At 65.9% G+C, this 25,926-nt stretch carries 27 protein-coding genes and 2 tRNA genes; 19 read left to right on the top strand and 10 right to left on the bottom strand.

Annotated elements, in window-relative coordinates; all coding sequences use genetic code 11:
* Positions 1–7: 7 nt before the first annotated feature.
* From WBN46_RS13585 to moeB, 5 genes are all read left to right on the top strand, one after another.
* On the top strand, positions 8–643 hold the full coding sequence (locus WBN46_RS13585; RefSeq protein ID WP_337732034.1) for a tetratricopeptide repeat protein: 636 nt from the start codon (positions 8–10) through the stop codon (positions 641–643).
* Entirely contained in the window at positions 640–1,827 is a 1,188-nt protein-coding gene (gene bamB / locus WBN46_RS13580; protein ID WP_337732033.1) for an outer membrane protein assembly factor BamB, read from the top strand. Before WBN46_RS13585 ends, bamB begins: the two co-directional genes overlap by 4 nt.
* 180 nt (positions 1,828–2,007) lie before the next feature.
* The gene (der, locus tag WBN46_RS13575) at positions 2,008–3,408 is read left to right on the top strand and encodes a ribosome biogenesis GTPase Der (protein WP_337732032.1); all 1,401 of its coding nucleotides are present in this window, start codon (positions 2,008–2,010) and stop codon (positions 3,406–3,408) included.
* Positions 3,405–4,622 carry a gephyrin-like molybdotransferase Glp gene (glp, locus tag WBN46_RS13570; protein ID WP_337732031.1) on the top strand — a complete coding sequence of 406 codons (1,218 nt, stop codon included), beginning with the start codon at positions 3,405–3,407 and terminating at the stop codon, positions 4,620–4,622. The genes der and glp overlap by 4 nt, the downstream gene beginning before the upstream one ends.
* A 36-nt stretch (positions 4,623–4,658) precedes the next feature.
* Positions 4,659–5,798, top strand: a complete 1,140-nt coding sequence (gene moeB / locus WBN46_RS13565) for a molybdopterin-synthase adenylyltransferase MoeB (protein ID WP_337732030.1) — start codon at positions 4,659–4,661, stop codon at positions 5,796–5,798.
* Here moeB and WBN46_RS13560 read toward each other — a convergent pair whose 3' ends face one another.
* A complete protein-coding gene (locus WBN46_RS13560; RefSeq protein WP_337732029.1) occupies positions 5,799–6,749 on the bottom strand; it encodes an AraC family transcriptional regulator in 951 nt (316 codons plus the stop codon).
* 113 nt (positions 6,750–6,862) lie between these two features.
* On the opposite strand from WBN46_RS13560, the gene WBN46_RS13555 reads away from it, so the two are divergent.
* The 3 genes from WBN46_RS13555 to WBN46_RS13545 all read left to right on the top strand — a co-directional run bounded on the left by WBN46_RS13555 (position 6,863) and on the right by WBN46_RS13545 (position 9,878).
* Entirely contained in the window at positions 6,863–7,636 is a 774-nt protein-coding gene (locus tag WBN46_RS13555; protein WP_337732028.1) for an SDR family oxidoreductase, read from the top strand.
* Positions 7,637–7,762: 126 nt separating this feature from the next.
* Positions 7,763–8,005 (top strand): hypothetical protein, encoded by a 243-nt coding sequence (locus WBN46_RS13550; RefSeq protein WP_337732027.1) that lies wholly within the window; start codon positions 7,763–7,765, stop codon positions 8,003–8,005.
* Positions 8,006–8,036: 31 nt separating this feature from the next.
* Positions 8,037–9,878, top strand: coding sequence for a monovalent cation:proton antiporter-2 (CPA2) family protein (locus WBN46_RS13545; RefSeq protein WP_337732026.1), 1,842 nt, complete (start codon positions 8,037–8,039; stop codon positions 9,876–9,878).
* A 9-nt stretch (positions 9,879–9,887) separates the two neighbouring features.
* On the opposite strand, the gene WBN46_RS13540 is transcribed toward WBN46_RS13545, so the two are convergent.
* Together WBN46_RS13540 and WBN46_RS13535 are read right to left on the bottom strand one after the other, a co-directional pair.
* Positions 9,888–10,682, bottom strand: a complete 795-nt coding sequence (locus WBN46_RS13540) for an alpha/beta fold hydrolase (protein WP_337732025.1) — start codon at positions 10,680–10,682, stop codon at positions 9,888–9,890.
* On the bottom strand, positions 10,675–10,971 hold the full coding sequence (locus WBN46_RS13535) for a DUF1244 domain-containing protein (RefSeq protein ID WP_337732024.1): 297 nt from the start codon (positions 10,969–10,971) through the stop codon (positions 10,675–10,677). The genes WBN46_RS13540 and WBN46_RS13535 overlap by 8 nt, the downstream gene beginning before the upstream one ends.
* 136 nt (positions 10,972–11,107) lie before the next feature.
* Here WBN46_RS13535 and folD point away from each other — a divergent pair, with 136 nt between their 5' ends.
* The 3 genes from folD to guaA all read left to right on the top strand — a co-directional run bounded on the left by folD (position 11,108) and on the right by guaA (position 15,240).
* Positions 11,108–11,965 (top strand): bifunctional methylenetetrahydrofolate dehydrogenase/methenyltetrahydrofolate cyclohydrolase FolD, encoded by an 858-nt coding sequence (gene folD, locus WBN46_RS13530; RefSeq protein WP_337732023.1) that lies wholly within the window; start codon positions 11,108–11,110, stop codon positions 11,963–11,965.
* 189 nt (positions 11,966–12,154) lie between these two features.
* A complete protein-coding gene (guaB, locus tag WBN46_RS13525) occupies positions 12,155–13,612 on the top strand; it encodes an IMP dehydrogenase (protein ID WP_192202786.1) in 1,458 nt (485 codons plus the stop codon).
* Between the two features lie 62 nt (positions 13,613–13,674).
* On the top strand, positions 13,675–15,240 hold the full coding sequence (gene guaA / locus WBN46_RS13520) for a glutamine-hydrolyzing GMP synthase (protein ID WP_337732022.1): 1,566 nt from the start codon (positions 13,675–13,677) through the stop codon (positions 15,238–15,240).
* A gap of 69 nt (positions 15,241–15,309) precedes the next feature.
* On the opposite strand, the gene WBN46_RS13515 is transcribed toward guaA, so the two are convergent.
* The gene (locus WBN46_RS13515) at positions 15,310–16,176 is read right to left on the bottom strand and encodes a right-handed parallel beta-helix repeat-containing protein (RefSeq protein WP_337732021.1); all 867 of its coding nucleotides are present in this window, start codon (positions 16,174–16,176) and stop codon (positions 15,310–15,312) included.
* Between the two features lie 224 nt (positions 16,177–16,400).
* Between WBN46_RS13515 and tadA the strand changes: the two genes are divergently transcribed.
* On the top strand, positions 16,401–16,868 hold the full coding sequence (gene tadA, locus WBN46_RS13510) for a tRNA adenosine(34) deaminase TadA (RefSeq protein ID WP_337732020.1): 468 nt from the start codon (positions 16,401–16,403) through the stop codon (positions 16,866–16,868).
* Here the strand turns inward: tadA and WBN46_RS13505 are convergent.
* Entirely contained in the window at positions 16,865–17,335 is a 471-nt protein-coding gene (locus WBN46_RS13505; protein WP_337732019.1) for a DUF2721 domain-containing protein, read from the bottom strand. The two genes, tadA and WBN46_RS13505, sit on opposite strands and share 4 nt — an antisense overlap.
* A gap of 100 nt (positions 17,336–17,435) precedes the next feature.
* Between WBN46_RS13505 and orn the strand changes: the two genes are divergently transcribed.
* Positions 17,436–18,005 carry an oligoribonuclease gene (orn, locus tag WBN46_RS13500; protein ID WP_337732018.1) on the top strand — a complete coding sequence of 190 codons (570 nt, stop codon included), beginning with the start codon at positions 17,436–17,438 and terminating at the stop codon, positions 18,003–18,005.
* Positions 18,006–18,062: 57 nt separating this feature from the next.
* Here the strand turns inward: orn and WBN46_RS13495 are convergent, their stop codons facing one another.
* Both WBN46_RS13495 and ppsA read right to left on the bottom strand, forming a co-directional pair.
* Positions 18,063–19,013, bottom strand: a complete 951-nt coding sequence (locus WBN46_RS13495; protein ID WP_337732017.1) for a mechanosensitive ion channel domain-containing protein — start codon at positions 19,011–19,013, stop codon at positions 18,063–18,065.
* A 93-nt stretch (positions 19,014–19,106) separates the two neighbouring features.
* Positions 19,107–21,479 carry a phosphoenolpyruvate synthase gene (gene ppsA, locus WBN46_RS13490; protein WP_337732016.1) on the bottom strand — a complete coding sequence of 791 codons (2,373 nt, stop codon included), beginning with the start codon at positions 21,477–21,479 and terminating at the stop codon, positions 19,107–19,109.
* A 154-nt stretch (positions 21,480–21,633) separates the two neighbouring features.
* Here ppsA and WBN46_RS13485 point away from each other — a divergent pair, with 154 nt between their 5' ends.
* Positions 21,634–22,455 carry a pyruvate, water dikinase regulatory protein gene (locus WBN46_RS13485; RefSeq protein ID WP_192202550.1) on the top strand — a complete coding sequence of 274 codons (822 nt, stop codon included), beginning with the start codon at positions 21,634–21,636 and terminating at the stop codon, positions 22,453–22,455.
* 114 nt (positions 22,456–22,569) lie between these two features.
* Positions 22,570–23,052 (top strand): DUF1249 domain-containing protein, encoded by a 483-nt coding sequence (locus tag WBN46_RS13480; protein WP_337732015.1) that lies wholly within the window; start codon positions 22,570–22,572, stop codon positions 23,050–23,052.
* 24 nt (positions 23,053–23,076) lie between these two features.
* Here the strand turns inward: WBN46_RS13480 and WBN46_RS13475 are convergent, their stop codons facing one another.
* From WBN46_RS13475 to WBN46_RS13465, 3 genes are all read right to left on the bottom strand, one after another.
* On the bottom strand, positions 23,077–23,304 hold the full coding sequence (locus tag WBN46_RS13475; RefSeq protein ID WP_142124729.1) for a hypothetical protein: 228 nt from the start codon (positions 23,302–23,304) through the stop codon (positions 23,077–23,079).
* Positions 23,305–23,515: 211 nt separating this feature from the next.
* A tRNA-Glu gene (locus WBN46_RS13470) sits at positions 23,516–23,591 on the bottom strand.
* 53 nt (positions 23,592–23,644) lie between these two features.
* Positions 23,645–23,720: transfer RNA gene (locus tag WBN46_RS13465), tRNA-Ala, on the bottom strand.
* A 140-nt stretch (positions 23,721–23,860) separates the two neighbouring features.
* On the opposite strand from WBN46_RS13465, the gene WBN46_RS13460 reads away from it, so the two are divergent.
* The 4 genes from WBN46_RS13460 to WBN46_RS13445 are packed head-to-tail and all read left to right on the top strand — an operon-like array spanning position 23,861 to position 25,920.
* Positions 23,861–24,604, top strand: a complete 744-nt coding sequence (locus WBN46_RS13460) for a beta-ketoacyl synthase chain length factor (protein ID WP_337732014.1) — start codon at positions 23,861–23,863, stop codon at positions 24,602–24,604.
* Positions 24,597–25,394: a lysophospholipid acyltransferase family protein gene (locus WBN46_RS13455; RefSeq protein ID WP_337732013.1), complete on the top strand. Its 798-nt coding sequence runs from the start codon at positions 24,597–24,599 to the stop codon at positions 25,392–25,394. Before WBN46_RS13460 ends, WBN46_RS13455 begins: the two co-directional genes overlap by 8 nt.
* The gene (locus WBN46_RS13450) at positions 25,381–25,641 is read left to right on the top strand and encodes a phosphopantetheine-binding protein (RefSeq protein ID WP_142124726.1); all 261 of its coding nucleotides are present in this window, start codon (positions 25,381–25,383) and stop codon (positions 25,639–25,641) included. The genes WBN46_RS13455 and WBN46_RS13450 overlap by 14 nt, the downstream gene beginning before the upstream one ends.
* 24 nt (positions 25,642–25,665) lie before the next feature.
* Positions 25,666–25,920, top strand: a complete 255-nt coding sequence (locus tag WBN46_RS13445; RefSeq protein ID WP_142124725.1) for an acyl carrier protein — start codon at positions 25,666–25,668, stop codon at positions 25,918–25,920.
* Positions 25,921–25,926 lie beyond the last annotated feature (6 nt).

Below are 25,926 nucleotides of genomic sequence, written 5' to 3'. Positions count from 1 at the left end.
AGAGCGCATGGCGATTGATGATCTGCTCGACGAGCACGAACAAAGCGAACGCGTCCGTAGCTGGCTCCGTAACAATGGTGCCGGCCTGCTGGGGGGCGTGATCCTGGGGTTGGGTGTCATCTTCGGCTGGCAGTGGTGGCAGAAGAGCCAGGCGGGCAAGAAGGAACAGGCCTACCAGGCATACCAGGCGGCTGTCGAGGATCTGTCGAAGGGCGACCTGAAGCAGGCCAAGGGCGCCGTCGATTCGCTCATGAAGGAAGACGAGCTGTACGCCGATGTGGCCGGTCTCCAGCTGGCCAAGGCACAGATCCAGGCGGGCGAGCGTGATGCCGCCATCGCCACGTTGCGCGGCCTGACGCCGGTCGATTCGCTGCGGCCGCTTGTGAACCTGCGCCTGGCGCGCCTGCTGATCGATACCGGCAAGCACGACGATGCATTGAAGCTGCTGGAGAAGGCCGATGATGCATCGAGCCTGGAAGTCCGTGGCGACGCGCTGCTGGCTGCAGGCAAGTTGAAGGAAGCGCAGGATGCGTACACGCGTGCGTTGACGACGCTCGATGTGGTATCCCCCCAGCGTCGGCTCGTGGAGCTGAAACTCATCCACGCCGGCGGCACGCCGCCCAAGAGCGGAGACGCTGCATGAAGCTTACCCATGGTTTTCCCGTCCGTCTCCTGACGGCAGCACTCCTGATCGGCGCCCTGGGGGGCTGCAGTACGGTAAAGGGCTGGTTCGACGGCGACGACAAGCCCGACGAGAAGCCGACCGATCCAGCGGAACTGGTCGACATCACGCAATCGGTGTCGGTGTCCAAGCTCTGGAGCGCGAATGCCGGCAAAGGCGAGGATCGACTGGGCATCCAGCAGGCGCCTGTGGTGGACGGTGGTCGGGTATATGCCGCTGCGGTCGAAGGCGGCGTACGTGCCTTCGATCTCCAGACGGGCAAGCAGGTATGGCAGTACAAATCCGACTTGCGACTGTCGGGTGGTCCAGGTGCAGGCCAAGGCCTGGTGGTCGTGGGAACACTGGACGGCCAGGTCATCGCGCTGGACGCCGCCACTGGTGCCGAGAAATGGCAGGTGAAGGTGCCGAACGAAGTCATTGCGGCGCCAGCGATCGGGACGGACCTGGTTTACGTGCGCAGCAATGATGGCCGCGTCACGGCATTGAATGCGGCAAACGGCGAGCGCCGCTGGTTCTGGACCAACGAGCTTCCCAGCCTGACCGTTCGAGGCAACGCGCCGGTCGTGGTCGGTCCGGGCGTCGTGTTCGCAGGCAGCGACGACGGCACGGTCACCGCACTGTCGGCGGGCGATGGTCGTCCCATGTGGACGCAGGCGGTAGGTACGCCGGAAGGCCGCAGCGAACTCGAGCGCATGGCCGATGTGGATGGCGCCCCGGTGCTTGAAGGCACCACGTTGTATGCCACCAGCTACAAGATGGAGACGGTTGCGCTGGAAGGTCCTTCGGGTCGCCCCTTGTGGACGCGCGATAATGGCGGCGCGGGTGGCCTGGCGGTCACCAGCAGCGCGGTCATGGTGGCCGATCCGACGGGTACCGTCTGGGCGCTGGACAAGTACAGCGGCAGCGCCTTGTGGTCCAACACCACCCTCGCGCGACGCTCGCTGACGGCACCCACCATCCATGGCGATTACGCCGTGGTCGGTGACTACGACGGCTATCTGCATTGGCTGAAGACGGACAATGGCGAGGTCGCGGCGCGCGCCCGCGTGGGGGGCAAAGCCCTGCGTGGCAAGCCTGTCGTCGCCGACGGCATCCTGCTGGTACAGGATGTGGAAGGCGGCCTGACTGCCTTCGGGTTCAAGTAACCCCGTCCGAAGGAGTGGGCCGGCCCACTCCTGTCTTGCCGGAAAGGGCCGCATTGCGGCCCTTTTTCGCGGAAGGGGGCGTATTCCGATACCATGGCGGCCCGTTGCCAGACCGGAGCGGCCGTGCCCTGCGCGCGGCGACACGCCTCCGGCAACATTTTCCTTTCCGGTTGCCTCTGCATGTTGCCCCTCGTCGCCCTGGTGGGTCGTCCCAACGTCGGCAAATCCACCCTGTTCAACGCGCTGACCCGCAGTCGTGACGCCCTGGTGCATGACCAGCCCGGCGTGACGCGCGATCGCAACTACGGCGTCTGCCGACTCGACGAGGACGACCCTTTCCTGGTCGTCGATACCGGCGGCATCGCCGGTGAGGAAGAGGGCCTGGCCGGTGCCACGGCACGCCAGGCACGTGCGGCGGCCGAAGAGGCCGACCTGGTGTTGTTCATCGTCGATGGCCGTGAAGGCGCATCCGCGCTCGACGACGAGATCCTGGCCTGGCTGCGCAAGGCCGCGCGCCCCACGCTGCTGGTCATCAACAAGATCGATGGCATCAACGAGACCACAGCGCTGGCGGATTTCGCCCGCTACGGCTTCTCCGACGTCATCACGATCTCGGCTTCGCACCGGCAGGGCATCGACGACCTGCTGGAGGAAGTCCACCAGCGGTTGCCCGAAGAAGGTGCCACTGCCGGACTGGACGACGATCCCGACCGCATGCGGGTCGCCTTCGTGGGCCGCCCCAACGTGGGCAAGTCCACGCTGGTGAATCGCCTGCTGGGCGAAGAACGCATGATCGCCTCCGAGGTGCCGGGCACCACGCGCGACTCGATTGCCGTGGACATGGAGCGCGACGGTCGCCAGTACCGCCTGATCGACACCGCCGGCCTGCGACGCAAGGGCAAGGTGGAGGAGGCCGTCGAGAAGTTCAGCGTGGTCAAGACGCTGCAGGCCATCGAGCAGTGCCAGGTGGCCGTGCTGCTGCTGGATGCGACCGAAGGCGTCACCGACCAGGATGCCAGCGTGCTGGGCGCCGTGCTCGATGCGGGCCGCGCGCTGGTCGTGGGGATCAACAAATGGGACGGGCTGACGACCTACCAGCGCGAACAGGCGGAAGCGCTGTTGGCACGCAAGCTGGGGTTCGTCGAGTGGGCCGAAGTGGTCCGCATTTCCGCGCTGCACGGCTCCGGCCTGCGTGAACTGTTCAAGGCCATCCACCGCGCGCATGCGTCGGCGACCAAGGAGTTCGGCACCAGCGAAGTCAACAAGGCGCTGGAAGTCGCGTACGAGACCAACCCGCCGCCGAGCATCCGTGGCCACGTTTCCAAGCTGCGCTACGTGCATCCGGGCGGCGCCAATCCGCCGACCTTCATCGTCCATGGCACGCGCCTGAAGGTGTTGCCGGAGTCGTACAAGCGGTACCTGGAGAACTTCTTCCGCAAGCGCTTCAAGCTGGTCGGTACGCCGGTGCGCTTCATCTTCCGCGAGGGCGCCAACCCCTACGAAGGCAAGAAGAACGTGCTGACGGAAAAACAGATCGCGAAGAAGCGCCGCCTGATCCGGCACGTCAAGCGCGGCAAGTGACCGGATACCCGTCTCGCATCGGCTTCGCCGAAGCCGGACAGATCATCCGGCAGGTCGCTGGCAACCGGATGCTGGGCCCGGAGCGCATCGCCGTCACCCGCGCCAGCGGCCGGGTGCTGGTCGAGGACATTACCGCCCCCCTCCCGTTGCCGCCGTTCGATAACAGCCGTATGGATGGCTTCGCCTTCGCCCACGCCAGCCTGCTGCCGGGGGAAGACACCCTGTTGCGATTGGCCGGTGAACAGTTCGCCGGCCGACTGCAGGCCATGCAGGTCGGCGCCGGGGAATGCGTCCGCATCACCACGGGCGCGCCGCTGCCTGCGGGTACGGACACCGTCGCCATCAAGGAAGACTGCACCCTGCACGACGGCATGGTGCGTGTGCCGGCCGGCCTGCGGCCCGGCGCGGATGTGCGGCGCGCGGGCGAAGACGTGCAGGCGGGCACACGCGTGCTCGCCGGTGGTCAGGTATTGACGCCGGCCCGGGTGTCGTTGGCCGCCGGGCTGGGGATAGCCTCGCTGGCAGTCGCACAACGCCCGACCGTGGCCGTGTTCACGACCGGCGACGAACTGGTGGAACCCGGGCTGCCGCTGGCGCCCGGCCAGATCTACAACAGCAATCGCGAACTGCTGATGGGCCTGCTGCGCGCGGAAGGGCTGGAGCCGACCGCCTGGCCGACGCTTCCCGACGAACCGGAGCGCATGAGTACCGCGCTGGCCGACGCCGCTGCCGCGTTCGATGTCGTCATCACCTGCGGCGGCGTGTCCGCCGGCGAGAAGGATCATCTGCCCGCACTGTTGGCAGCGCGGGGTCGCATCCATTTCTGGAGGGTACGCATGAAGCCCGGGATGCCGGTGCTGTTCGGCGAGATGGACCGGGCTCTGTTCCTGTGCCTGCCGGGCAATCCGGTGTCCTCGCTGGCCACGTTCCTGACGCTCGGGCGGGCCCTGCTGGATGGCCTGCAGCGTCGTCGTGAGCCTCGTCCGCAATGGAAGGCGGTGTTGCGGGCGCCCTGGCGCAAGACGCACGAGCGCCTGGAATTCCTGCGAGGATGGATGGAAAGCGGGGACGATGGACGATTGCAGGTCATGCCCAACGCCGCGGATGCTTCCCACCAGTTGCGCGCGGTCGCCGACAGCAATGCACTGATCGTCCTGCCCGAAGGCGCGCGCGACTATTCGGCGGGCGACGTCGTGGACGTGATCGGTTGCTGAAGCGGCCCGCGTGGCGAGTTGCGCAATAATCACGCCATGGCCATCCGCGAAATCCTTCCCGAACACGTCGCCCCGCTGCTTGCGCAAGGCAGCGTCTTCATCGATGTACGCGAAGACCACGAGCGTGCCAGCGGCCAGGCCGAGGGTGCGCGTGGCATTCCCAAGGCGCAGCTGGAAGCCGATCCTTTCGCCCACCTGCCGGATCGTGACGCCAGCATCGTGCTGGTCTGCCAGAAGGGCGGGCGATCGATGGAGGCTGCGCGCGTGCTGGAAGCCGCCGGCTATACGGCAGTGTTCTCCGTCGCAGGCGGAACGTCGCGCTGGATCGAAGAAGGGCGCCCGGTCGTCATGCCCGTCCTGTCCGATGACGCCCGCGACTTCAACGAGCGCTATTCCCGACACCTGCTGTTGCCCGAAGTGGGCGCGGCGGGCCAGCTGCGCCTGCAGCAGTCGCGCGTGCTGATGATCGGGGCGGGCGGCCTCGGATCCCCTGCGGCGTTCTATCTTGCCGCCGCCGGGGTAGGGCAGCTGCGCATCGCGGACGATGACGTGGTCGACCGCAGCAACCTGCAGCGCCAGATCCTGCATACCGAAGCGCGGGTGGGCCAGACCAAGGTCGCCTCCGCGCAGGCAACGCTCACTGCACTCAATCCGCGCACCCGGGTCGAAGCCGTGGCCGAGCGCGTCACGGTGGACAATGTCGAACGCCTGCTGGAGGGCGTGGACGTGGTGCTGGATGGGGCCGACAACTTCCCGGTGCGCTACCTGCTCAACGATGCCTGCGTGAAGCTGGGCAAGCCGCTGGTGTATGGCGCGGTGCAACGCTTCGAGGGGCAAGTGAGTGTGTTCGATGCCGGCCGCCATCGTGGCCATGCGCCCTGTTACCGCTGCCTGTTCCCGGAACCGCCGCCACCGGAGTTCGCCCCCAACTGCGCCGAAGCCGGCGTGCTGGGCGTGCTGCCCGGCGTGATCGGACTGCTGCAGGCCACCGAAGTCATCAAATTGCTGCTGGGTATCGGCGACCCGCTGACGGGCCGGTTGCTTCACTTCGACGCGCTGTCCATGCGCTTCCGCGAAACCCGGTTACGGCACGACCCGGACTGCGCGGTGTGCGCGCTCGATCTGCCGTTCCCCGGCTACATCGACTACCCCGCGTTCTGCCGCGCGCCGGCCTGATCACTCCATCGCGCGCATGCGCAGCCCGTCGCGGAACTGACGCGGGGTGATGCCCGTATCGCGCTTGAATGCCGCGCTGAGGTGGCTGTGGCTGGCGAAACCGCAGTCGATGGCGATGTTCGCGATGTCGGCGTTGCTGTTGAGCAGATGCCAACGGGCCCGGCGAAGACGCTGAGCCAAGATGTACTGCGCGGGCGTGGTGCCGAAGTCGCGCCGGAATGCGATCAGCAACTGGTGCACGCTCATGTCCACCAGCATCGCCAGTTCGGCCAGCGTGATGCGCTGGTCCAGGCAGGCCTCGATGTGATCGCACAGCTGGCGCGCGGCGCGCGGCGCGAGCCGGGCCGATGCGGGCGCGCGCATCACGGGCAAGCGGTAGCCGTCGTACAGGTGTTGCCGCAGGACCAGTTGCAGGCGTTCGGCCATCATCACCGACAGGTCGTCGTCCTGCTGGCTCAGGCGCCCGAGTCGGGCCACGCTGTAGTGGAGAAATTCGTCGCGATGGCCCAGGCGCGGCATCAGGTCTTCAATGAGGGCGCGCTGTCCGTTGCCCACGTCCACCTCGGCGAGCGGGGACAGCCGCAACTCGGCGTAGGTGATGACCTGTCCCTTCGCCTGACTGGCATAGCGTCTTTTCGCGGGGATCAGCCAGATGTCGCCCGGCGACGGAGGCGCATGGGTGGCGCCGGCGCCATCGATCTCGGTATCCAGCTCGCGCATGGTGCCGCCCAGGTGGACGATGACCGTGTGGCGCGGTTGGTCGATCGCCCACAGCGTGCGCTGGCGGATGTCCTCGCGGCAGACCAGCAGTTCCACGCCGGGCCAACGCGCCTGCGCAAGCACCCGGTATTGCGGCGTCCCTTCAGACGCGTGGTTGGCCGCGTCATACGACGATTGCCAGCCATCGTGCGGGCCATCGGGCACCGGAGAATTTGACAGTGGACGGGACATCGTGAAAGCCAGGCGAGCCGCTTCGCACGCATCTTAGTGGCGTCGAGCGGGACTGCCTACCGCTGGCGCTCCCTGCAGTCGACCGCCCCTATCGCCCCCTGAAGGAAATTCCCATGACCGACCATTCCATCCGCGGCAAAGTCGTCCTGATCGCCGGCGGTGCCAAGAATCTGGGCGGCCTGATCGCCCGCGACCTCGCCGCGCAGGGTGCCCGTGCCATTGCCATTCACTACAACAGCGCGGCCAGCACGGCCCAGGCAGAGGCCACTGTCGCTGCCATCGAGCGGACTGGCGCAAAGGCCGTCGCGCTGCAGGGTGATCTGACCACCGCCGGGGCCATGGAGCGGCTGTTCACCGATGCGGTCGCGGCAGTCGGGCGCCCCGACATCGCCATCAACACGATCGGCAAGGTGCTGAAGAAACCGATGGCCGACATTTCCGAAGCCGAGTACGACGACATGGCGGCGGTCAATGCCAAGACCGCGTTCTTCTTCCTGAAGGAGGCCGGCAGGCACCTCAATGACAACGGCAAGGTGTGCACCCTGGTCACATCGCTTCTTGGCGCGTTCACCCCGTTCTATGCGGCATACGCAGGCACCAAGGCGCCGGTGGAACACTTCACCCGCGCTGCGGCCAAGGAATTCGGCGCACGCGGCATCTCGGTGACGGCCGTCGGCCCCGGCCCCATGGATACACCGTTCTTCTATCCAGCCGAAGGCGCCGACGCCGTCGCCTACCACAAGAGTGCGGCCGCGCTTTCGCCCAGCAGCAAGACCGGCCTGACGGACATCGAAGACGTGGTGCCCTTCATCCGCCACCTGGTGAGCGACGGCTGGTGGATCACCGGGCAGACCATCCTCATCAACGGCGGCTACACCACCAAGTGAGCGTGTCTGGGGTCGGGTTGCGTGGCCCGTTCCCGGACCGGAAGCGTGGTACTGGAGTGCGGTAATGTGGGCGCGCGGGCTGCCCCGCGCGAGCCAGTTCCCGGGGAGGACCACACCGTGCGGACCTTGATCTTCATCGTTATCGGCCTGCTGGTTGTGGGCTTTGCGATGTGGCTGGCCAAGCCAGCCAGACGTCGCGCTGCAGCGGTATTTTTCAGCCTGGGCTGGTTGCTCGCCGTGCTCTGGAACCTGCGTACGGGCATGTCGCACGGTTACTCGCTGCAGGAAGAGTTGCCCATCCAGTTGCTGATCTTCGCGGTACCGGTGGCAGCGGGCGCATGGCTGGCCATGAAGGCACCGGGCCGGTAGAGCGGGCGCATCCATCCGGTAGACTGCCCGCATGAGTGCAGAATCCGGTGCCAGCCAACTGGTAAGTGTCGTCGCCCTGCTGGGTGCCGCCGTCGTGACCGTGCCGATCTTCCGGCGCCTGGGCCTGGGATCGGTGCTGGGATATCTCGCCGCCGGCCTCGTGATAGGTCCGTTCGGTCTGAAGTGGTTCTCCGATCCGCAGTCCATCCTGCACGTTGCCGAACTCGGCGTGGTGATGTTCCTGTTCGTGATCGGCCTGGAAATGCGGCCCAGCCATCTGTGGAGCCTGCGCAAGCAGATCTTCGGGCTGGGAACGCTGCAGATCGTGGTCTGTACGGTATTGCTGACCGGCGTGGGCCTGGTGTTCGGCTACCCGCTGGCGGTGTCGTTCATCGGTGGCATGGGCTTCGTGCTGACCTCCACGGCGGTGGTCATGCAACTGCTGGCGGAACGGGGCGACGTCGCGTTGCCGCATGGCCAGAAGGTGGTATCGATCCTGCTGTTCGAAGACTTGCTGATCGTACCGTTGCTGGTGCTGGTCGCCTTCATGTCGCCCCAGGTGGTGGAGCCGCAGGAGGGCTCGCGCTGGATCGCGATCGGCATCGGTGTCGCGTCGCTGGCCGGGCTGATCGCCGCCGGCATCTGGCTGCTGAACCCTTTCTTCCGCATCCTCGCTGCGGCCAAGGCGCGCGAAGTGATGACCGCCGCCGCGTTGCTGGTGGTGCTGGGTGCCGCGTTGCTGATGCAGTTGGGTGGCCTGTCGATGGCGATGGGCGCTTTCCTGGCCGGCGTGCTGTTGTCCGAGTCGACCTTCCGTCACCAGATCGAAGCCGACATCGAACCCTTCCGCGGCATCCTGCTGGGACTGTTCTTCCTGGGCGTGGGCATGGCGCTGGACCTGGGCGTGGTGGCGGCCAACTGGCCGCTCATCGTCAGCGCGGTGCTTGCGATGATGGCCGTCAAGGCCGCCTGCATCTACATGGTCGCGCGCGTCACCCGCAGTTCGCATGCCGAAGCGCTCGACCGCGCGGTGCTGATGGCGCAAGGCGGCGAGTTCGCCTTCGTGCTGTTCGCCGCCGCCGCTGCGGCCGGCATCATCGACGCAACCGTCAACGCCAACCTCACCGCCATCGTGGTGCTGTCGATGGCGCTGACGCCGCTGTTCGTGCTGCTGTTGCGCCGGTTCACCCATCCGGAGCAGCCCTCGATGGAAGGCATCGAGGAGGCGAAAGGCCTCAGCGGCAGCGTGCTGATCATCGGCTTCGGCCGCTTCGGCCAGGTGATGAGCCAGTCGCTGCTGGCGCGCGACGTGGACGTCACCATCATCGATACCGACATCGAGATGATCCGCAGCGCCGAGGAATTCGGCTTCAAGATCTACTACGGCGATGGCACGCGACTGGACGTGCTGCGTGCATGCGGCGCGCAGACGGCCCAATCCATCGCCATCTGCATCGACGACAAGGAAGCGGCCAACCGCATCGTGGAACTGGTCAAGCACGAGTTCCCGCAGGCGCAGGTGCTGGTGCGCTCGTTCGACCGTGAGCACTCGCTGGCGCTGATCGCCGCAGGCGTGGATTTCCAGATCCGGGAGACGTTCGAATCCGCGGTGGAGTTCGGCAAGGCGGCGCTGGCGAGCGTGGGCATATCGCCCGAGGACGCCGAGACGATCGCACTGGAAATCCGTCGGCGGGATGCGGAACGCCTGGAACTGGAGATTGCGGGCGGTGACCTCAGGTCCGGCATCCCGGCGCTCTACGGCAACGCCAGGCCCGCCAAGCCCACGCCGACGCCCTTCACCAAGCCCAAGCGCGAGGCGAGGGCGCTCAACGAGGAAGCCGCCGAGATCATCGGCGAGGAAGAAGAGGAGTAGCCGGCGCGCTCAGTCCGCGCCGGTTTCGAGGAAGTCGCTGAAGGCAGGCCAGTAGTGGGGGTCCAGTGACAGATCGTCATGGCCCGCGTGCGGGAAGTCCACGATCAGCGCACGGCCCTTGAAGGCTTTGAGCAGCCGGTCGGTGTTTGCGGGCGGCACCACCACATCCCGTCCCGCCCGCAGCACCAGCAGCTCACCCCGATGGCGCGGCAGGCGCTGCGACGAGTCGTAGTGGTCGCGTAGCAGCCATCGTGCCGGAAAGACGGGGTAGTGCGATTGCGCCACGGCGGCCAGGCTGTCGAAGGGCGTGACCAGCACCAGCCGTGGCACCGTCCGTTCCGCGGCGACATGCGTGGCGACTCCGCTGCCGAGGCTGCGCCCGACCACGGAGACCTGCCCACCCGGGTGCCGTCGAGCCACGTCGTCGAACTGCGCGAGCGCGTCCGCCAGCAATGCCGCCTCGCTGGGCAAGCCGTCACTGGCGCCGTAGCCGCGGTACGCGAAAAGATACGCCGTATGGCCGGGAAGCCAACGGGCAAGGTCGTCCCGGTTGGCCTGCACCGATTCGGCGTTTCCTCCGAAGTACAGGACGGCATCCCGGCGCCCCGGATTGACCACCCAGCCACGCAACGTGGCGCCGGGGCGGGCGAGGGCGATATCGGTTTGCGCGGGTTCCACCCGGGTGAGCTGCGGGTAGTAGATCAACCGGCGTTGCTGCGAATAGAGCAACGCGCAGGCGGCGAGATAGCAGGCTGCGGCGATCGCCGTCGACCAGAGCAGCATGCGACGGCCGCGCTTACCCATGCCGCTCCTGCGCCGCTTTGAAGGCGGCCAGCTGTTCGGGCGTGGCGTCGCGCTGGTGCTGCGCCTTCCATTCGGCGAACGGCATGCCGTAGATCACGTCGCGCGCCTGCTCCTTGTCCATCGCGATGCCCGCCTCCACGGCGGCCTCGCGGTACCAGTCGGCCAGGCAGTTGCGGCAGAAGCCGGCCAGGATCATCAGGTCGATGTTCTGCACGTCGGTGCGGTCGGTATTGAGGTGCTTGAGCAGGCGGCGGAACGCGGCCGCCTCGAGGGCTGTGGTATCGGTCATGGTCTTGATCCGTGGGAGCGTCCCATGGGCACGATGCCTCGAGACGAAGGGGAACAGCATCGCGCCCACGAGGCGCTCCTACAACATGGGGAAGGAATCGGGGACAATATGCATCGACTCTACACCCCACGCTCCCATGACTGCCCGAATCCTGGACGGCCGCCGCATTGCCGAAAACCTGCTGGACCAACTGAAGGTCCGGGTGGACGCGCGGGTGGCTGCGGGCCAGGCGCGGCCGGGCCTGGCGGTGGTGCTGGTCGGCGGTGACCCGGCTTCCACGGTCTATGTTCGCAACAAGCGGCGTGCGGCCGAAAAGGTGGGCATCGCCGCCTACGATTACGACATGCCGGAAGGCACCACCGAGGCACAACTGCTGGACCTGATCGATCAGCTGAATGCCGATCCGAAGATCCACGGCATCCTGGTCCAGCTGCCGCTGCCCGGCATTCCGGATGCGACCCGCCTGATCGAGCGCATCGATCCGCGCAAGGACGTGGACGGGTTCCATCCCGCCAACGTCGGCCATCTGGCGCTGCGGCAGTTCGGCCTGCGTCCCTGCACGCCGCGCGGCATCACCACGCTGCTCGCGTATACGGACCGCCCGGTAAGGGGCCAGAACGCCACGATCGTCGGCGTCAGCAACCACGTCGGCCGGCCGATGGCGCTGGAACTGCTGATCGCCGGTTGCACCGTCACCAGCTGCCACAAGTTCACCCCGCGCGACGTGCTGCAGGCCCGGGTCGGCGACGCCGACATCCTCGTGGTGGCGGCGGGCAAGCCCGGCCTGGTCCCCGGCGAATGGGTCAAGCCGGGCGCCGTGGTGATCGATGTGGGTATCAACCGGCTCGAGGATGGCCGGCTGGTGGGCGACGTGGGCTTCGATGCGGCCGCGGAGCGGGCCAGTTGGATCACCCCCGTCCCGGGCGGCGTGGGGCCGATGACCGTCGCCACGCTGATGCAGAACACGCTGGAAGCCGCCGAAGCGGGCCCCTGAGCGGCGTTCTGTCTGGATGTGGGAGCGACGCAAGTCGCGATGAAGCCATCCGATTCCCTCATCGCGACTTACGTCGCTCCCACAGACACAGGGCGGCACCGGGAAAGCATCGTTCCAGTTGCGGCAGCAGGCGGAAGCCCCTTCGATCAGGGTATAATGCCGCGCTTCCCCAACTATCCGGGCCCGCCGATGCTGCGCATCCAGGCTGAAGCACTGACGTACGACGACGTCTCCCTCGTCCCCGCCCATTCCACCGTCCTGCCCAAGGACGTCAACCTGGAAACGCGGCTGACGCGCGACCTGCGGTTGAAGCTGCCGATCGTCTCGGCGGCGATGGATACCGTCACCGAGGCGCGGTTGGCCATCGCCATGGCCCAGCTGGGCGGCATCGGCATCCTGCACAAGAACCTGACCGTCGAACAGCAGGCCGCCGAAGTGGCCAAGGTCAAGAAGTTCGAAGCCGGCGTGATCAAGGAGCCTTTCACCGTCGGGCCCGAAACCACGATCGCCGAAGTGCTCAAGCTCACCCGCGCGCGCAACATCTCCGGCGTGCCGGTGGTCGATGGCGGCCAGCTGGTCGGCATCGTCACCAGCCGCGACATGCGCTTCGAAACGAAGCTGGACGATCCGGTCCGCCACATCATGACCAAGAAGGATCGCCTCATCACGGTGAAGGAAGGCGCCAGCGATGGCGAAGTGCTGCAACTGCTGCACAAGCACCGCATCGAGAAGGTCCTGGTGGTCAATGATGCCTTCGACCTGCGCGGCCTGATCACCGTCAAGGACATCCAGAAGAAGACCGACAACCCCAATGCCGCCAAGGACAGTTCCAGCCGCCTGATGGTGGGTGCTGCCGTCGGCGTGGGCGGCGACACCGACCAGCGCGTCGAAGCGCTGGTGGCTGCGGGCGTGGACGTGATCATCGTGGATACCGCGCACGGCCATTCGCAGGGCGTCCTGGACCGCGTGAGCTGGGTCAAGAAGCGCTTCCCGTCGCTGCAGGTCATCGGCGGCAACATCGTTACCGGCGATGCCGCGCTCGCGCTGATGGATGCCGGTGCCGACGCGGTGAAAGTCGGCGTGGGCCCGGGCTCCATCTGCACCACCCGCATGGTGGCCGGCGTGGGCGTGCCGCAGATCACCGCCATCGACATGGTGGCCGAAGCCCTGCAGGACCGCATCCCGCTGATCGCCGACGGCGGCATCCGCTACTCGGGCGATATCGGCAAGGCGATCGCCGCGGGCGCATCCACGGTGATGATCGGCGGCCTGTTCGCCGGCACCGAGGAAGCGCCGGGCGAAGTCGAACTCTTCCAGGGCCGCAGCTACAAGAGCTACCGCGGCATGGGCAGCCTGGGTGCGATGGAAAAGGGGTCCAAGGACCGCTATTTCCAGGACGCCAGCGACGCCGACAAGCTGGTGCCGGAAGGCATCGAGGGACGCGTGCCCTATCGTGGTTCGGTCGGCGGCATCATCCACCAACTGGTCGGAGGCCTCCGTGCCACGATGGGTTACGTGGGCTGCGCGACCATCGAGGAGATGCGCAGCAAGCCGAAGTTCGTGGTCATCACCGGCGCCGGCCAGCGCGAGAGCCACGTGCACGACGTGCAGATCACCAAAGAGCCACCGAACTACCGGATGGGCTGATCGTTGCCGGAGAAGGGAGACGCCAGCGTTTCCCTTCTTCGTTTTTGTAGCCGCAGGACACCATGACCAACATCCATACCGACAAGATCCTCATCCTCGACTTCGGCGCCCAGTACACGCAGCTGATCGCCCGCCGCATCCGCGAGATCGGCGTCTACTGCGAGATCTGGGCATGGGACCACGATCCCGAGGAGATCGCGAAGTTCGGCGCCAAGGGCATCATCCTGTCCGGTGGCCCGGAATCGACCACGCAGAACGGCGCGCCCGCAGCACCGCAGCAGGTGTTCGATAGCGGGCTGCCGATCCTGGGCATCTGCTATGGCATGCAGACGCTGGCCGCGCAGCTGGGCGGCGCAACGGAAGCCGCCGATGCACGCGAATTCGGTCATGCCGAGGTGCAGCTGGTCGCGCATGACGCACTGCTGGGCGGCCTGAGCGATCACCAGGGCGCGCCGCGTATCGACGTGTGGATGAGCCACGGCGACCACGTCGCGAAAGCGCCGCCGGGCTGGACGATCACCGCCACCACCGACCGCATCCCGGTTGCGGCGATGGCGCTGGAAGAGAAACACTGGTACGGCGTACAGTTCCATCCGGAAGTGACGCACACCAAGCAGGGCCAGACGCTGCTGCGCCGGTTCGTCGCGGAGATCTGCGGCTGCAAGACGTTGTGGACGGCCGCCAACATCATCGACGACCAGATCGCCCGCGTGCGCGATCAGGTCGGTTCCGATGAAGTGATCCTGGGCCTGTCGGGCGGCGTGGATTCGTCGGTTGTCGCGGCGCTGCTGCACAAGGCCATCGGTGAACAGCTGACCTGCGTGTTCGTCGACACCGGCCTGCTGCGCTGGCAGGAAGGCGACCAGGTGATGGCGATGTTTGCCGAGCACATGGGCGTGAAGGTCGTGCGCGTCAATGCCGCCGACCGTTACTTCACCGCGCTGAAGGGTGTTGACGATCCCGAAGCCAAGCGCAAGATCATCGGCAACCTGTTCGTCGAGATATTCGAGGAAGAATCGAACAAGCTGAAGAACGCCAAGTGGCTGGCGCAGGGCACGATCTACCCGGACGTGATCGAGTCGGCCGGCAGCAAGACCGGCAAGGCGCACGTCATCAAGAGCCACCACAACGTCGGTGGCCTGCCCGAGCACATGAAGCTGGGCCTGGTGGAGCCGTTACGCGAACTGTTCAAGGATGAAGTGCGCCGCCTGGGTGTGGAACTCGGCCTGCCGCGCACGATGGTCTACCGCCATCCGTTCCCCGGCCCCGGCCTGGGTGTACGCATCCTGGGCGAGGTGAAGCCGGAGTACGCCGAACTGCTGGCCAAGGCGGATGCGATCTTCATCGACGAACTGCGCAAGGCCGACCTGTACGACAAGACCTCGCAGGCGTTCGCGGTATTCCTGCCGGTCAAGTCGGTGGGTGTGGTGGGCGACGCACGTGCCTACGAGTGGGTCATCGCGCTGCGCGCAGTCGAAACCATCGACTTCATGACCGCGCACTGGGCGCACCTGCCGTACGACTTCCTGGGTACGGTCTCCAATCGCATCATCAACGAACTGCGTGGCGTCTCGCGCGTGGTCTACGACATCTCGGGCAAGCCGCCAGCGACGATCGAGTGGGAATGATGGATGGCGGCGGCACATGGCCGCCGCCGCGAGGAAATCCGCCGGAATCCCTTCCGGCGGTCTGACGCGTCACTGGATGGTGGTGTTGTCTGCGTGCACCAGGCAGGACTCGAAGCCCGACACGGTGATGCCTACCGAGGTGTTTCCCTTGCAAAGTGCGGGTTGGCCCGAGAGTCCCGACACCCCGGGCTCGCGCATCATCAATGCGTTGTTGATCAACTGGCCGCCCGTGGTGGACGCGCCCTGCGCCCAGCCGGTGAACCAGATTCCGATGGCATTCGTGTCCGTGCGGCGACGCAGATCAAGGACATGATTGTTGACCAGGCGCGGATTGGTCGAGCCGGAAATCATCAGGCCCACTAGCATGTAATCGGCCGTCAGGCCCGCGATGGTGTTGTTGATAGCTTCCTGGCCGGTGGCTGAAACCTCAGGCGAAAAGGGAAACAGGCTGATCCCGACAACCTGGTAGGCGGTGTCGGGGAGGATATTGGACACGCGGTTGTTTACCACGCGGGCGTCGTGACCCCAGACCGCAATGCCGTTGGACAGCACGTTCTCGACGCGATTGTTGAGGACTTGGGTATTGCGACCCTCGTAACCCGCTGTGATCCCCCGGTCGAAGTTCCTTACCACGCAATTCTGCACGGTCACGTTCTCCAATCCGGGCATGCCAGCGATACCGTCCGAGCCGGCTGACAACGTCTCTGCCTGGATGCTACGGCCCCGGCAGTTGAGTACCACGTCACTGGAGGCGATGTGGACGCCGTAGTGGCTCTGGATGACAGCATCATTGCGCAGACAGTAGTAGCCGGGCGTGGTGATCGTGTATGGCAGGGATGTGATGATGGTGGAGCATGTGGTCGTACCCGCCTCCTGCGCGAGAGCGGGGGCGCCGAGGGTGGCCAGGGCGAGCACTGCAATGAACTTGTTGAACATTTGCGCATCCTTGTGATCGATTGATGGAATGGGGCACGCGCAAATTCTCCACTTGCACAGGCGAGTCGGTGGTATCGGCGGAGTCCCCACGACGATTCTATTCAATGTCGTCTCACTGGCTGTGACGAGCGACCTGTTCCCGCGCACTTTACCGTTGTGCATCGAGGGAGCTGCAGGCGACAATCCCTGAACTGGCATGGGGCGGGCGATAAGGACGCGACGACGTGGATGACGAATACTGGATGCGCCACGCCTTCGCGCTGGCCGACCGCGCCGAGCGCGAATTCGACGAGATCCCTGTGGGTGCCGTGCTGGTCGATGCCGACGGCCATGTGCTTGGCGAAGGCTGGAACCGCAACATCCTCGACCATGACCCCAGTGCACATGCCGAGATCGTGGCGATGCGCGAGGCGGGCAGGGTATCGGGCAATCACCGCCTGGTCGGCACCACGCTGTATGTCACACTGGAGCCGTGCGCCATGTGCGCGATGGCGCTGGTGCATGCACGCGTGGCGCGGCTGGTCTACGGTGCCGGTGATCCCAAGACGGGTGCCTGCGGCAGCGTGTTCGACGTGATCGCGGACCCACGCCACAACCATCGCGTGGAGGTGCTGGGTGGGGTACTGGGTGACGAAGCGGGGCGCCGGTTGACCAACTACTTCCGCGCCAAGCGCGGCCGTCCCCTGGTCTAGCCGGCGGATGGGGGCGCCTTGCGCTTCACCTTGCGGTGGTCCATCTCTTCATTGATCGCCGTGACAGCCAGTGTCGATTCACGGGCAAGCAGCAGGCTGGCCGCGAGCATGGCCACAACCCCCAGGGCCGCAAGCCAAGTGGGCAGGGAGCCCAGCCTGTGTCCGGTGAACGTATCCACCGCCACCGCCAGGCTGGTGCCGACGAAGCAACTGATGGCACCGTAGAGAAGCTGGCCAGCGCGCAGGATGATCAGGCTGCGCTGGCGCTGCAGCGCGATGCGCTTTTCCAGCAGGGCGCGCTCCGCGTCATCTTCCATGTCGGCCAGCTCGCGCAGCAGCGTGCGCGCCCGGTCGATGATGCGTGCAAGACGGTTGTTGGCCGACAGCAACAACGATGCGGTCGCGGTCAGGAAGAACGCCGGCGCCAGCATCGCGGTGAGCACGGCGTGGTCGGTGGTCGGATTCATGGGCCGGTCACGGGAATGGTCTGCGTTATGATGACATGATGCGGCACGCCCGCATCCCCGGTGTGGATACCCGGGCCTTCTTTCCGTCACGGACTGCTGCATGGCATCGCAAAACACGCACAACGACCGCCTGATCTGGATCGACCTGGAGATGACCGGCCTGGACACCGACCGCGATTCGATCCTGGAGATCGCCACGGTAGTCACCGATTCCCGCCTGAATGTGCTTGCCGAAGGTCCGGAGTTCGCGATCGCGCACCCGGTCGCGGTGCTGGAGGCGATGGACGACTGGAACCGCAACCAGCATGGCAAATCGGGCTTGTGGAAGCGGGTGGTGGAGAGCCAGGTGACCCTGGGCCAGGCCGAAGCGCAGACTGTTGCGTTCCTCAACGAGTGGCTGCCCGCTGGCGCCTCCCCGATGTGCGGCAACTCGATCTGCCAGGACCGTCGCTTCCTGCATCGCCTGATGCCGCGGCTGGAGAAGTACTTCCACTATCGCAACCTGGATGTCAGTACGCTCAAGGAACTGGCGCGCCGCTGGGCGCCGCAGGTGCTGGAAGGAGTTCGCAAGCAATCCAGCCACACCGCACTGAGTGACGTGCGCGACTCCATCGAGGAGTTGCGCCACTACCGCAGGCACATGGCGGCGCTCGCTGGCGAGGCCCTGTAGGAGGGGCTTCAGCCCCGATGCTTCTCCCTCGGGCCGTGGTCGGGGCTGAAGCCGCTCCTACACGGTTGGCTTGGCCACGTCTCCATCGTCGGCAACACCCTTGGTGATGATGTCGGTCAGGGGCGTGCCGTCGCTGTTGTGGTGGTACACATGCAGGTCGCGCTGCGGGTACGGGATATTGAGCCCGTTGCCGATGATCTCGGTACGCACGGCTTCGGTCAGGTCGCTCTTCGTCTCGCCGAAATCCTTGGTCTTCGCCCACGCCAGCAGGATCAGGTCGACGCTGCTTTCGCTCAGTTTGGACACGATGACGCTCGGTGCCGGGTCCGGCAGCACGAGAGGATGGTCCTGCGCGATCTTCAGCAGGATCTGCTTCGCCTGCTTGAGGTCGTCGTCGTAGCCGACGCCGACCGGGATGTCGATGCGCCGGTGCGGCTTGGCGGTGAAATTGATGATCGGCGCCGTGGTGATCAGGCTGTTCGGAAGCACGATCAGGCGATTGTCGAGCGTACGCATCCGGGTCTGGAAGATGCGGACTTCTTCGACGATGCCTTCCAGCCCGCCGGCCTGCACGAAGTCGCCGTCGCGGAACGGACGCAGCACGATCAGCATGACGCCGGACGCGATGTTGGACAGCGAATCCTTCAGCGCCAGGCCGACGGCGAGACCGGCGGCACCCAGTACGGCGAGCATGGACGTGGGATTCACCCCCAGCGAGGTGAGCGCGGTGATGATGACCAGCACCATCATGGCGGCGTAGCTCGCGCGGCGCAGGAAGCCGCCCAGCGTGGCGTCCGCGTGCGTGCGGCCGAGGACGCGTTCCAACCCCGCGCTCAGCCGCTTGGCCAGCCACATCCCCACCAGGAAGATGACGGCCGCAGCGAGCAGCTTGAGGCCCCAGGTTTCCAGCAGTTGAAGCCAGTCGATACCGCGCAGCTCGTTGAGCAGTACCGTCGGTTCGGTGGGGATGTCGGGGAGGGCAGGGGGCGTGGTGGGGGACGCGGACATGCAGGACTCCTGAAATGCAGCACGCCCCATCAGGGGCGTGCCGGGTTTACAGGAGGATGGTAACCGCGTTTGCGTGAAGATGATCGCAGCGGATCAACCCGCCTTCGTCTTCGCCAGCCGCAACCAGGTATCGACCACGGTATCCGGATTCAGCGACACCGATTCGATGCCCTCGGCCATCAGCCATTCGGCCAGGTCGGGGTGATCGCTGGGGCCCTGGCCACAGATGCCGACATACTTGCCCTTGGCACGCGCTGCCTTGATCGCCATCGAAAGGAGCTTCTTGACGGCGGGATTCCGTTCGTCGAACAGGTTGGCGACGATGCTGGAATCGCGGTCCAGGCCCAGCGTCAGCTGGGTGAGGTCGTTGGAGCCGATCGAGAAGCCGTCGAAGATGTCGAGGAATTCTTCGGCAAGCAGCGCGTTCGACGGCACTTCGCACATCATGATGATCTTCAGATCGTTCTCGCCCTGGCGAAGGCCATGCTTGGCCAGCACCTCGATGACCTTGCGGCCTTCTTCCAGCGTCCGGACGAACGGGATCATCACCCACAGGTTGTCCAGGCCCATCTCGTCGCGAACGCGGCGCACGGCCTGGCATTCGAGCGCGAACGCCGGCTCGAACGACGGATCGACATAGCGGCTGGCGCCGCGGAAGCCGATCATCGGGTTCTCTTCATGCGGTTCGTAACGTGTGCCGCCGATCAGGTTGGCGTACTCGTTCGACTTGAAGTCGGACAGGCGCACGATCACCGGGTGCGGCGCGACCGAGGCGGTGATCGTGGCGATGCCCTCGGCCAAGCGGTCGACATAGAAGCTGACCGGGTCGGCATAGCCTGCGGTCTTGGCATCGATCTTCCTGCGGACATCCAGGTCCTGGCGGTCGTATTCCAGCAGTGCCAGCGGGTGCACGCCGATGTGGCTGGCGATGATCATCTCCAGGCGCGCCAGGCCGATGCCGGCGTTGGGCAGCTGGCCGAAATCGAACGCGCGTTCCGGGTTGGCGACGTTCATCATGATCTTGAGCGGTGCTTCGGGCATCGCCGCGAGGTCGGTCGTCGTGCGTTCGAACGGTAGGCTGCCGGCGTAGATGAAACCGGTATCGCCCTCGGCGCAGCTGACGGTGACCTCGACGCCGTCCTCGATCCGGTCCAGCGCGTTGCCGGTGCCGACGACGGCCGGCACGCCGAGCTCGCGCGCGATGATCGCGGCATGGCAGGTACGGCCGCCGCGATTGGTGACGATGGCGCTGGCGCGCTTCATCACCGGCTCCCAGTCGGGATCGGTCATGTCGGCCACCAGCACATCGCCGGGCTGCACGCGGGCCATGTCGTCCAGCGAACGGACCACGCGGGCCACGCCGCTGCCGATCTTCTGGCCGATGGCGCGACCTTCCGCGATCACGTCACCGCGTTGCTGCAGCGCGTAGCGTTCGATCTGCGTGGCCTTGGCGCGCGACTTCACCGTTTCAGGACGTGCCTGCACGATGAACAGCTTGCCGGTCACGCCGTCCTTCGCCCATTCGATGTCCATCGGGCGGCCGTAGTGTTCTTCGATCACCAGCGCCTGCTTCGACAGCTCCTGCACGTCGGCGTCACTGATGGAGAAGGTGTTGCGGAGCGCCACCGGCGTGTCTTCGGTCCTGACGCGCTCGCCCGGCACGTCCGAATACACCATGCGCAGCGCCTTGCCGCCCAGCGAGCGACGCAGGATGGCCGGCTTGCCTTGCCTGAGCGTGGGCTTGTAGACGTAGAACTCGTCCGGATTCACCGCGCCCTGCACGACCATCTCGCCCAGGCCGAAGCTGGAGGTGACGAAGACGACGTCGCGGAAACCGGATTCGGTGTCCAGCGTGAACAGCACGCCGGAGGCGCCCACGCCCGAGCGCACCATCAGCTGCACGCCGGCGGACAGGAACACGTCTTCGTGCTTGAACCCGTGGTGCACGCGGTAGGCGATCGCACGGTCGTTGTAGAGGCTGGCGAAGACTTCCTTCACCTTGTGCACGACATCGTCGGCGCCGGTGACGTTGAGGAAAGTCTCCTGCTGGCCGGCAAAACTGGCATCGGGCAGATCTTCGGCCGTGGCCGACGAGCGCACGGCCACCGCCACCTCGCCGCCGCCGTTCCCGGCGCACAGCGTGGCGTAGGCGGTGCGGATGTCCGCATCCAGGTCAGGCTGCAGCGGCGCGTCGATCACCCAGCCGCGGATCTCCTTGCCGGCGGCCGTCAGCGCCGCCACGTCCTCGACATCCAGCGTGGCCAGCTTGTCGAAGATGCGCTTGGACAGATCGTTGTGGGCGATGAAGGCCTTGAAGGCCTCGGCCGTGGTCGCATAGCCGCCCGGGACCGACACGCCCAGGTTGGCCAGGTGGCCGATCATTTCGCCCAGGGACGAATTCTTGCCACCCACGCGGGCCAGGTCGGCCAGGCGCAGCTCGTGCAACCACAGGATGTTCTCGTTCAAGCGCAATGCTCCGAAGCAGGCCGCGCCATGCCGATGACCATCGGCGTGGGGTGCCGTGTCCATGGGGAAAGAAGCGATATGATGCAGTGCATACCAATTGCAGACAAGCTTGATCTGAAGGGGATTTCCATGGTGAAGCAGGGAACGGGTGGCCATGTCTGAGCTGCGTGCGGTGTTCTACGTCTCGGATGGCACCGGTATCACCGCCGAGACCATCGGCCACAGCCTGCTGACGCAATTCGCGGGCATGCGCTTCCAGACGGATCGCCTGTCCTTCGTCGATGACGAAGAGAAAGCGCGGGATGCCGCCGACCGCATCCGGCGCACGGGCGAAAAGCTGGGCAGCCGTCCCATCGTCATCAACTCCTGCGTGGATCCGGCGCTGAGTGCATGCATCGCGGAGAGCGGGGCGCTGATGCTGGACGTGTTCGCCCCCTTCATCGAGCCGCTGGAGCGCGAGCTCGGCCAGCAACGCCAATCACGGGTGGGCCAGGCGCACGGCCTGGTGGACTTCGAGACCTACCACCGCCGCATCAACGCCATGAACTTCGCGCTGACCCATGACGATGGCATGGCGGTGAACTACGACGAGGCCGACGTGATCCTGGTGGCGGTATCGCGCGCCGGCAAGACGCCGACCTGCGTGTACCTGGCGCTGCATTACGGCATCCGCGCGGCCAACTACCCGCTGACCGATGGCGACCTTGAAACCGATCGCCTGCCTGCGCGCCTGCGACCCTATCGCCGGAAACTGTTCGCGCTGACCATCGACCCCGACCGCCTGCACCAGATCCGCCAGGAACGCCGGCCGAATTCGGGCTACGCGAAGATGGAAACCTGCAAGCGCGAAGTGGCCGCCGCCGAGGCGATGTTCCAGGTCGAGCGCCTGCCCACGCTGAGCACGACCAACAAGTCGATCGAGGAGATCTCGAGCAAGGTCCTGTCCACGCTGGGCCTGCAGCGCGACATGTACTGAGGGGAGGGCGCTTGCGTGGGCCCGGAAAGCAACGCCGGGGAACCCTTAACTTAGGCCGCACGCCACGGGTCGTCAATGCTGCCGCGCGTGCGGTTCGGCGTGTAGGATCGACCCATGTCCCAGGCCCTCGCACGCACCGCACGCATCCCCCGGCTCAGCCGCTTCGGCTGGCTGATGGCGCTCTACGCGGAGAACCATGCGCGGCTCACGCGGCTGTTCGCGCCGGAGCACCTGCAGCCGGGAACGTACCTGTCCAGCATCGGTGACGGGCTGGACGTGCGCTTGGAGGTCATCGAGACGCACCGCTACACGGTGGAACTGCGACTGACCTATGACCTCTGCGATCCGCTCACGGGCGAACCCGATCCTTCCGCCTTCGTGCGCCTGTACCGGGACGCGCATCAAGCGGAGGCCACGCACTGTTATGTCGGCAGGCGCTGGCAGGATGTCATCGGCCTGTACCCCCCGCCGGCGGAGGTGATCAGCCATCGGATGCGCATGAATACGTTCCTGGGCAAATGGCTTGAATACCTGGCGGAACAGGGCCACGGCGTGGCGACCCTGCGCCCGGCCACCATCACGCGCGACGTCGCCTGACGCGCAACCCCGACCGCAGCAGCGTCAGGCCACCCGCATGAAGCGGATGGCATTGAGGCGGCGCAGTCCGTTGTTCGCGTCACGCGACAGGTTCATCACGTCGACGGCGCCCAGCGTTTCGAGTTCGAGCAGGCGCTGGGCGACCGCGTCGAAGGCGGCTTCATCCAGGCCCAGCGAACCCGCGGTCCACCGCGTATCGCGGTTGATCGGGAGCTGGGCGACCAGTTCGTCGGCAAGGGAATCGTGTGTCATGACGGCAGGCTCCGGCAAAGGGGCACCAGCTTCGACTGCACCTACTGGGTACACGCGCCTGCCGATCCATTGCGAGGGAAGGAAGCGTGGAGTCGCTTCTACGCCGTTTGCGGTGAGTTTCTTGTAAATGCCTGCGAAAGCCGCGTTACGATCCTTCAACCGGGAGAAACGCAAAAAAAAGAGGCCCGGTTTCCCGGGCCTGCAAGATAGTTGGCGTCCCCACGGGGATTCGAACCCCGGTCGCTACCGTGAAAGGGTAATGTCCTAGGCCTCTAGACGATGGGGACACACGTAAAATGTTGCCAGGTTTTTCATTCCGGACGGCCTATTGTCCGGATGTTGGTGGAGCCAGGCGGGATCGAACCGCCGACCTCCTGCATGCCATGCAGGCGCTCTCCCAGCTGAGCTATGGCCCCAACGTGCTGGCAGGAGCGAAATGATAGCCAGCCTCTTTGCGATGCGCAAGCATCCCTTACGAAAAAATTCACAACTGGCGAATCTCCGGGCATGCGGGTGAAATAGGGCGATTCGGAATCGGCGGGGCTTTGCGCGGCGGATGATCGGTTTCTCAGTGAAGGAATGGAGCGCATGGGCACCGGGACTGGTGGACCACGACGCATGGCGCGCGTGGGCCAGGGCGCCCTGGCTGCCGATGGGGGACGACACGCCTGCGCTCACCGAGGTTCCGGCCATGCAGCGCCGTCGCATCGAGCGACTCGGCCGGATGGCGATCCAGACGGCATGCTGGTGCCAGCGCGCTGAAGAACATGGCGTGCCGATGGTGTTCGCGTCCCGGCATGGCGACGTGGCGCGTTCGATGGAACTGCTCGAAGCACTCGCGGCTGAGCAGCCGCCATCGCCGACGACGTTCGGCCTGTCGGTCCACAACGCGATCGCCGCCCTGTATTCCATCCTCCGGCGCGAGCGCGGCAATTACATTGCGCTGGCGGGCGGCATGGCGACCGTCGAAACCGCGTGCGTGGAGGCCGCCGCGTTGCTCGCAGACGGCGCGCCGGAAGTGATGCTGGTCGTCTACGACGCTCCGTTGCCGGCGATCTATGCGGGGTTCCCGGACGAACCGGATGCCGGCTTTGCCTGGTGCTGGCGACTGGCGCCTGCCGATGGCGCTGCGCCCACGTTGCGACTCGGGTGGGGAAGCGAAGGCGTTGCCGGCGAGACGGATGCAGAAGCCAGCCGCTTGCCGCATGGCCTGGATGTCTTGCGTTTCCTGCTGTCCGGCGACCCCTCCCTGCGCTGGATCAGCGACGGGATGGCGTGGCAGTGGCGGCGAGATGCGTGACCGGCTGGATCATGCGTGGCGTGTCGTCGGGACCGGGCTGAGCTTCCTGGCGTTTGGAGTCGGCGGACTGTTGCTGGGCGCCTGCGTCCTGCCGCCCCTCCTGTGGCTGGTGCGCGACCCGGAGCGCCGCCGCCGCTGGTCCCGCCGCCTCGTCCAGCGCAGCTTTGCCGCGCATGTCGAACTGATGCGGCGGTTGGGCGTGATGACCTACGAGATCCGTGGGCGCGAGCGCCTGGCGCGCGACAGTCTGCTGGTGCTGGCCAATCATCCCTCTTTGATCGACGTGGTCCTGCTGGTGTCGCTATTGCCGAACGCCGACTGCGTGGTGAAGTCCGCGGTCGCGCGCAACCCGTTCATGCGCGGGCCGGTACGGGCCGCAGGTTACGTATCCAACGACGACGGTGCGGGATTGGTCGAGGACTGCATCGCCGCAGTGCGGGCGGGCGGCGCGCTGGTCATTTTCCCCGAGGGCACGCGGACCACGCCGGGGCAGCCGTTGAAGCTGCAGCGCGGCGCCGCCAACATCGCGGTGCGCGGCAGACTGGACATCACGCCGGTACGGATCACGTGCTCGCCACCGACGTTGGGGAAAGGGGATAAGTGGTATCGTGTGCCGCCGGTGCGGTTCCATATGGTGATCGATGTTCAGGAAGACCTGCCGATCGCCCCGTTCCTGAATGGAACGGAGGGGGCGGACCCATCGGCGGGGGGAGAGGCGCTGGCAGCCCGGCGACTCACGGAATATCTGGCCATCTACTTTGCGGGAGATCCATCGCGTGCAGGCACTTGAGCACGAGATCAAGGAATTGATCATTTCTTCGTTGTCGCTGGAGGACATCTCCCCGGACGACATCGACACCAGCGCGCCGCTGTTCGTGGAAGGCCTTGGCCTGGATTCGATCGACGCGCTCGAACTGGGCCTGGCGCTGCAGAAGCGTTATGGCGTGGCGCTCTCGGCCGACTCGCAGGAAACCCGTCGGCATTTCGCCAGCGTGCGCGCATTGGCCGATTTCGTCGCCTCGCAAGGCAAGGCCTGAGCAGGGACGGGTAGGACTGGCAACATGACCAAGAACGAACTTTTCGACCGGATCGTCACGATCCTGCATGACAGCTTCGAGATCGAGCCCGCGCGCATCACGCCCGAGGCCCGTCTCTACGACGATCTCGACATCGACAGCATCGATGCCGTGGACCTGATCGTGCAGCTCAAGCCGCTGCTGGGGCGCAGCCTGCAGCCGGATGCCTTCAAGTCGGTGCGCACGGTGCAGGACATCGTGGACGTGCTGTACGGCCTGATCCGCGACCAAGCCGCCTGAGCGCAG

The sequence above is a fragment of the Pseudoxanthomonas sp. CCNWLW251 genome (genome assembly GCF_037402255.1).
In the GTDB taxonomy this organism is placed as follows: Bacteria; Pseudomonadota; Gammaproteobacteria; order Xanthomonadales; family Xanthomonadaceae; genus Pseudoxanthomonas_A.
The sequence above is the reverse complement of the archived record's forward strand: the minus strand, read 5'-3'. Positions and strand labels throughout refer to the sequence as shown.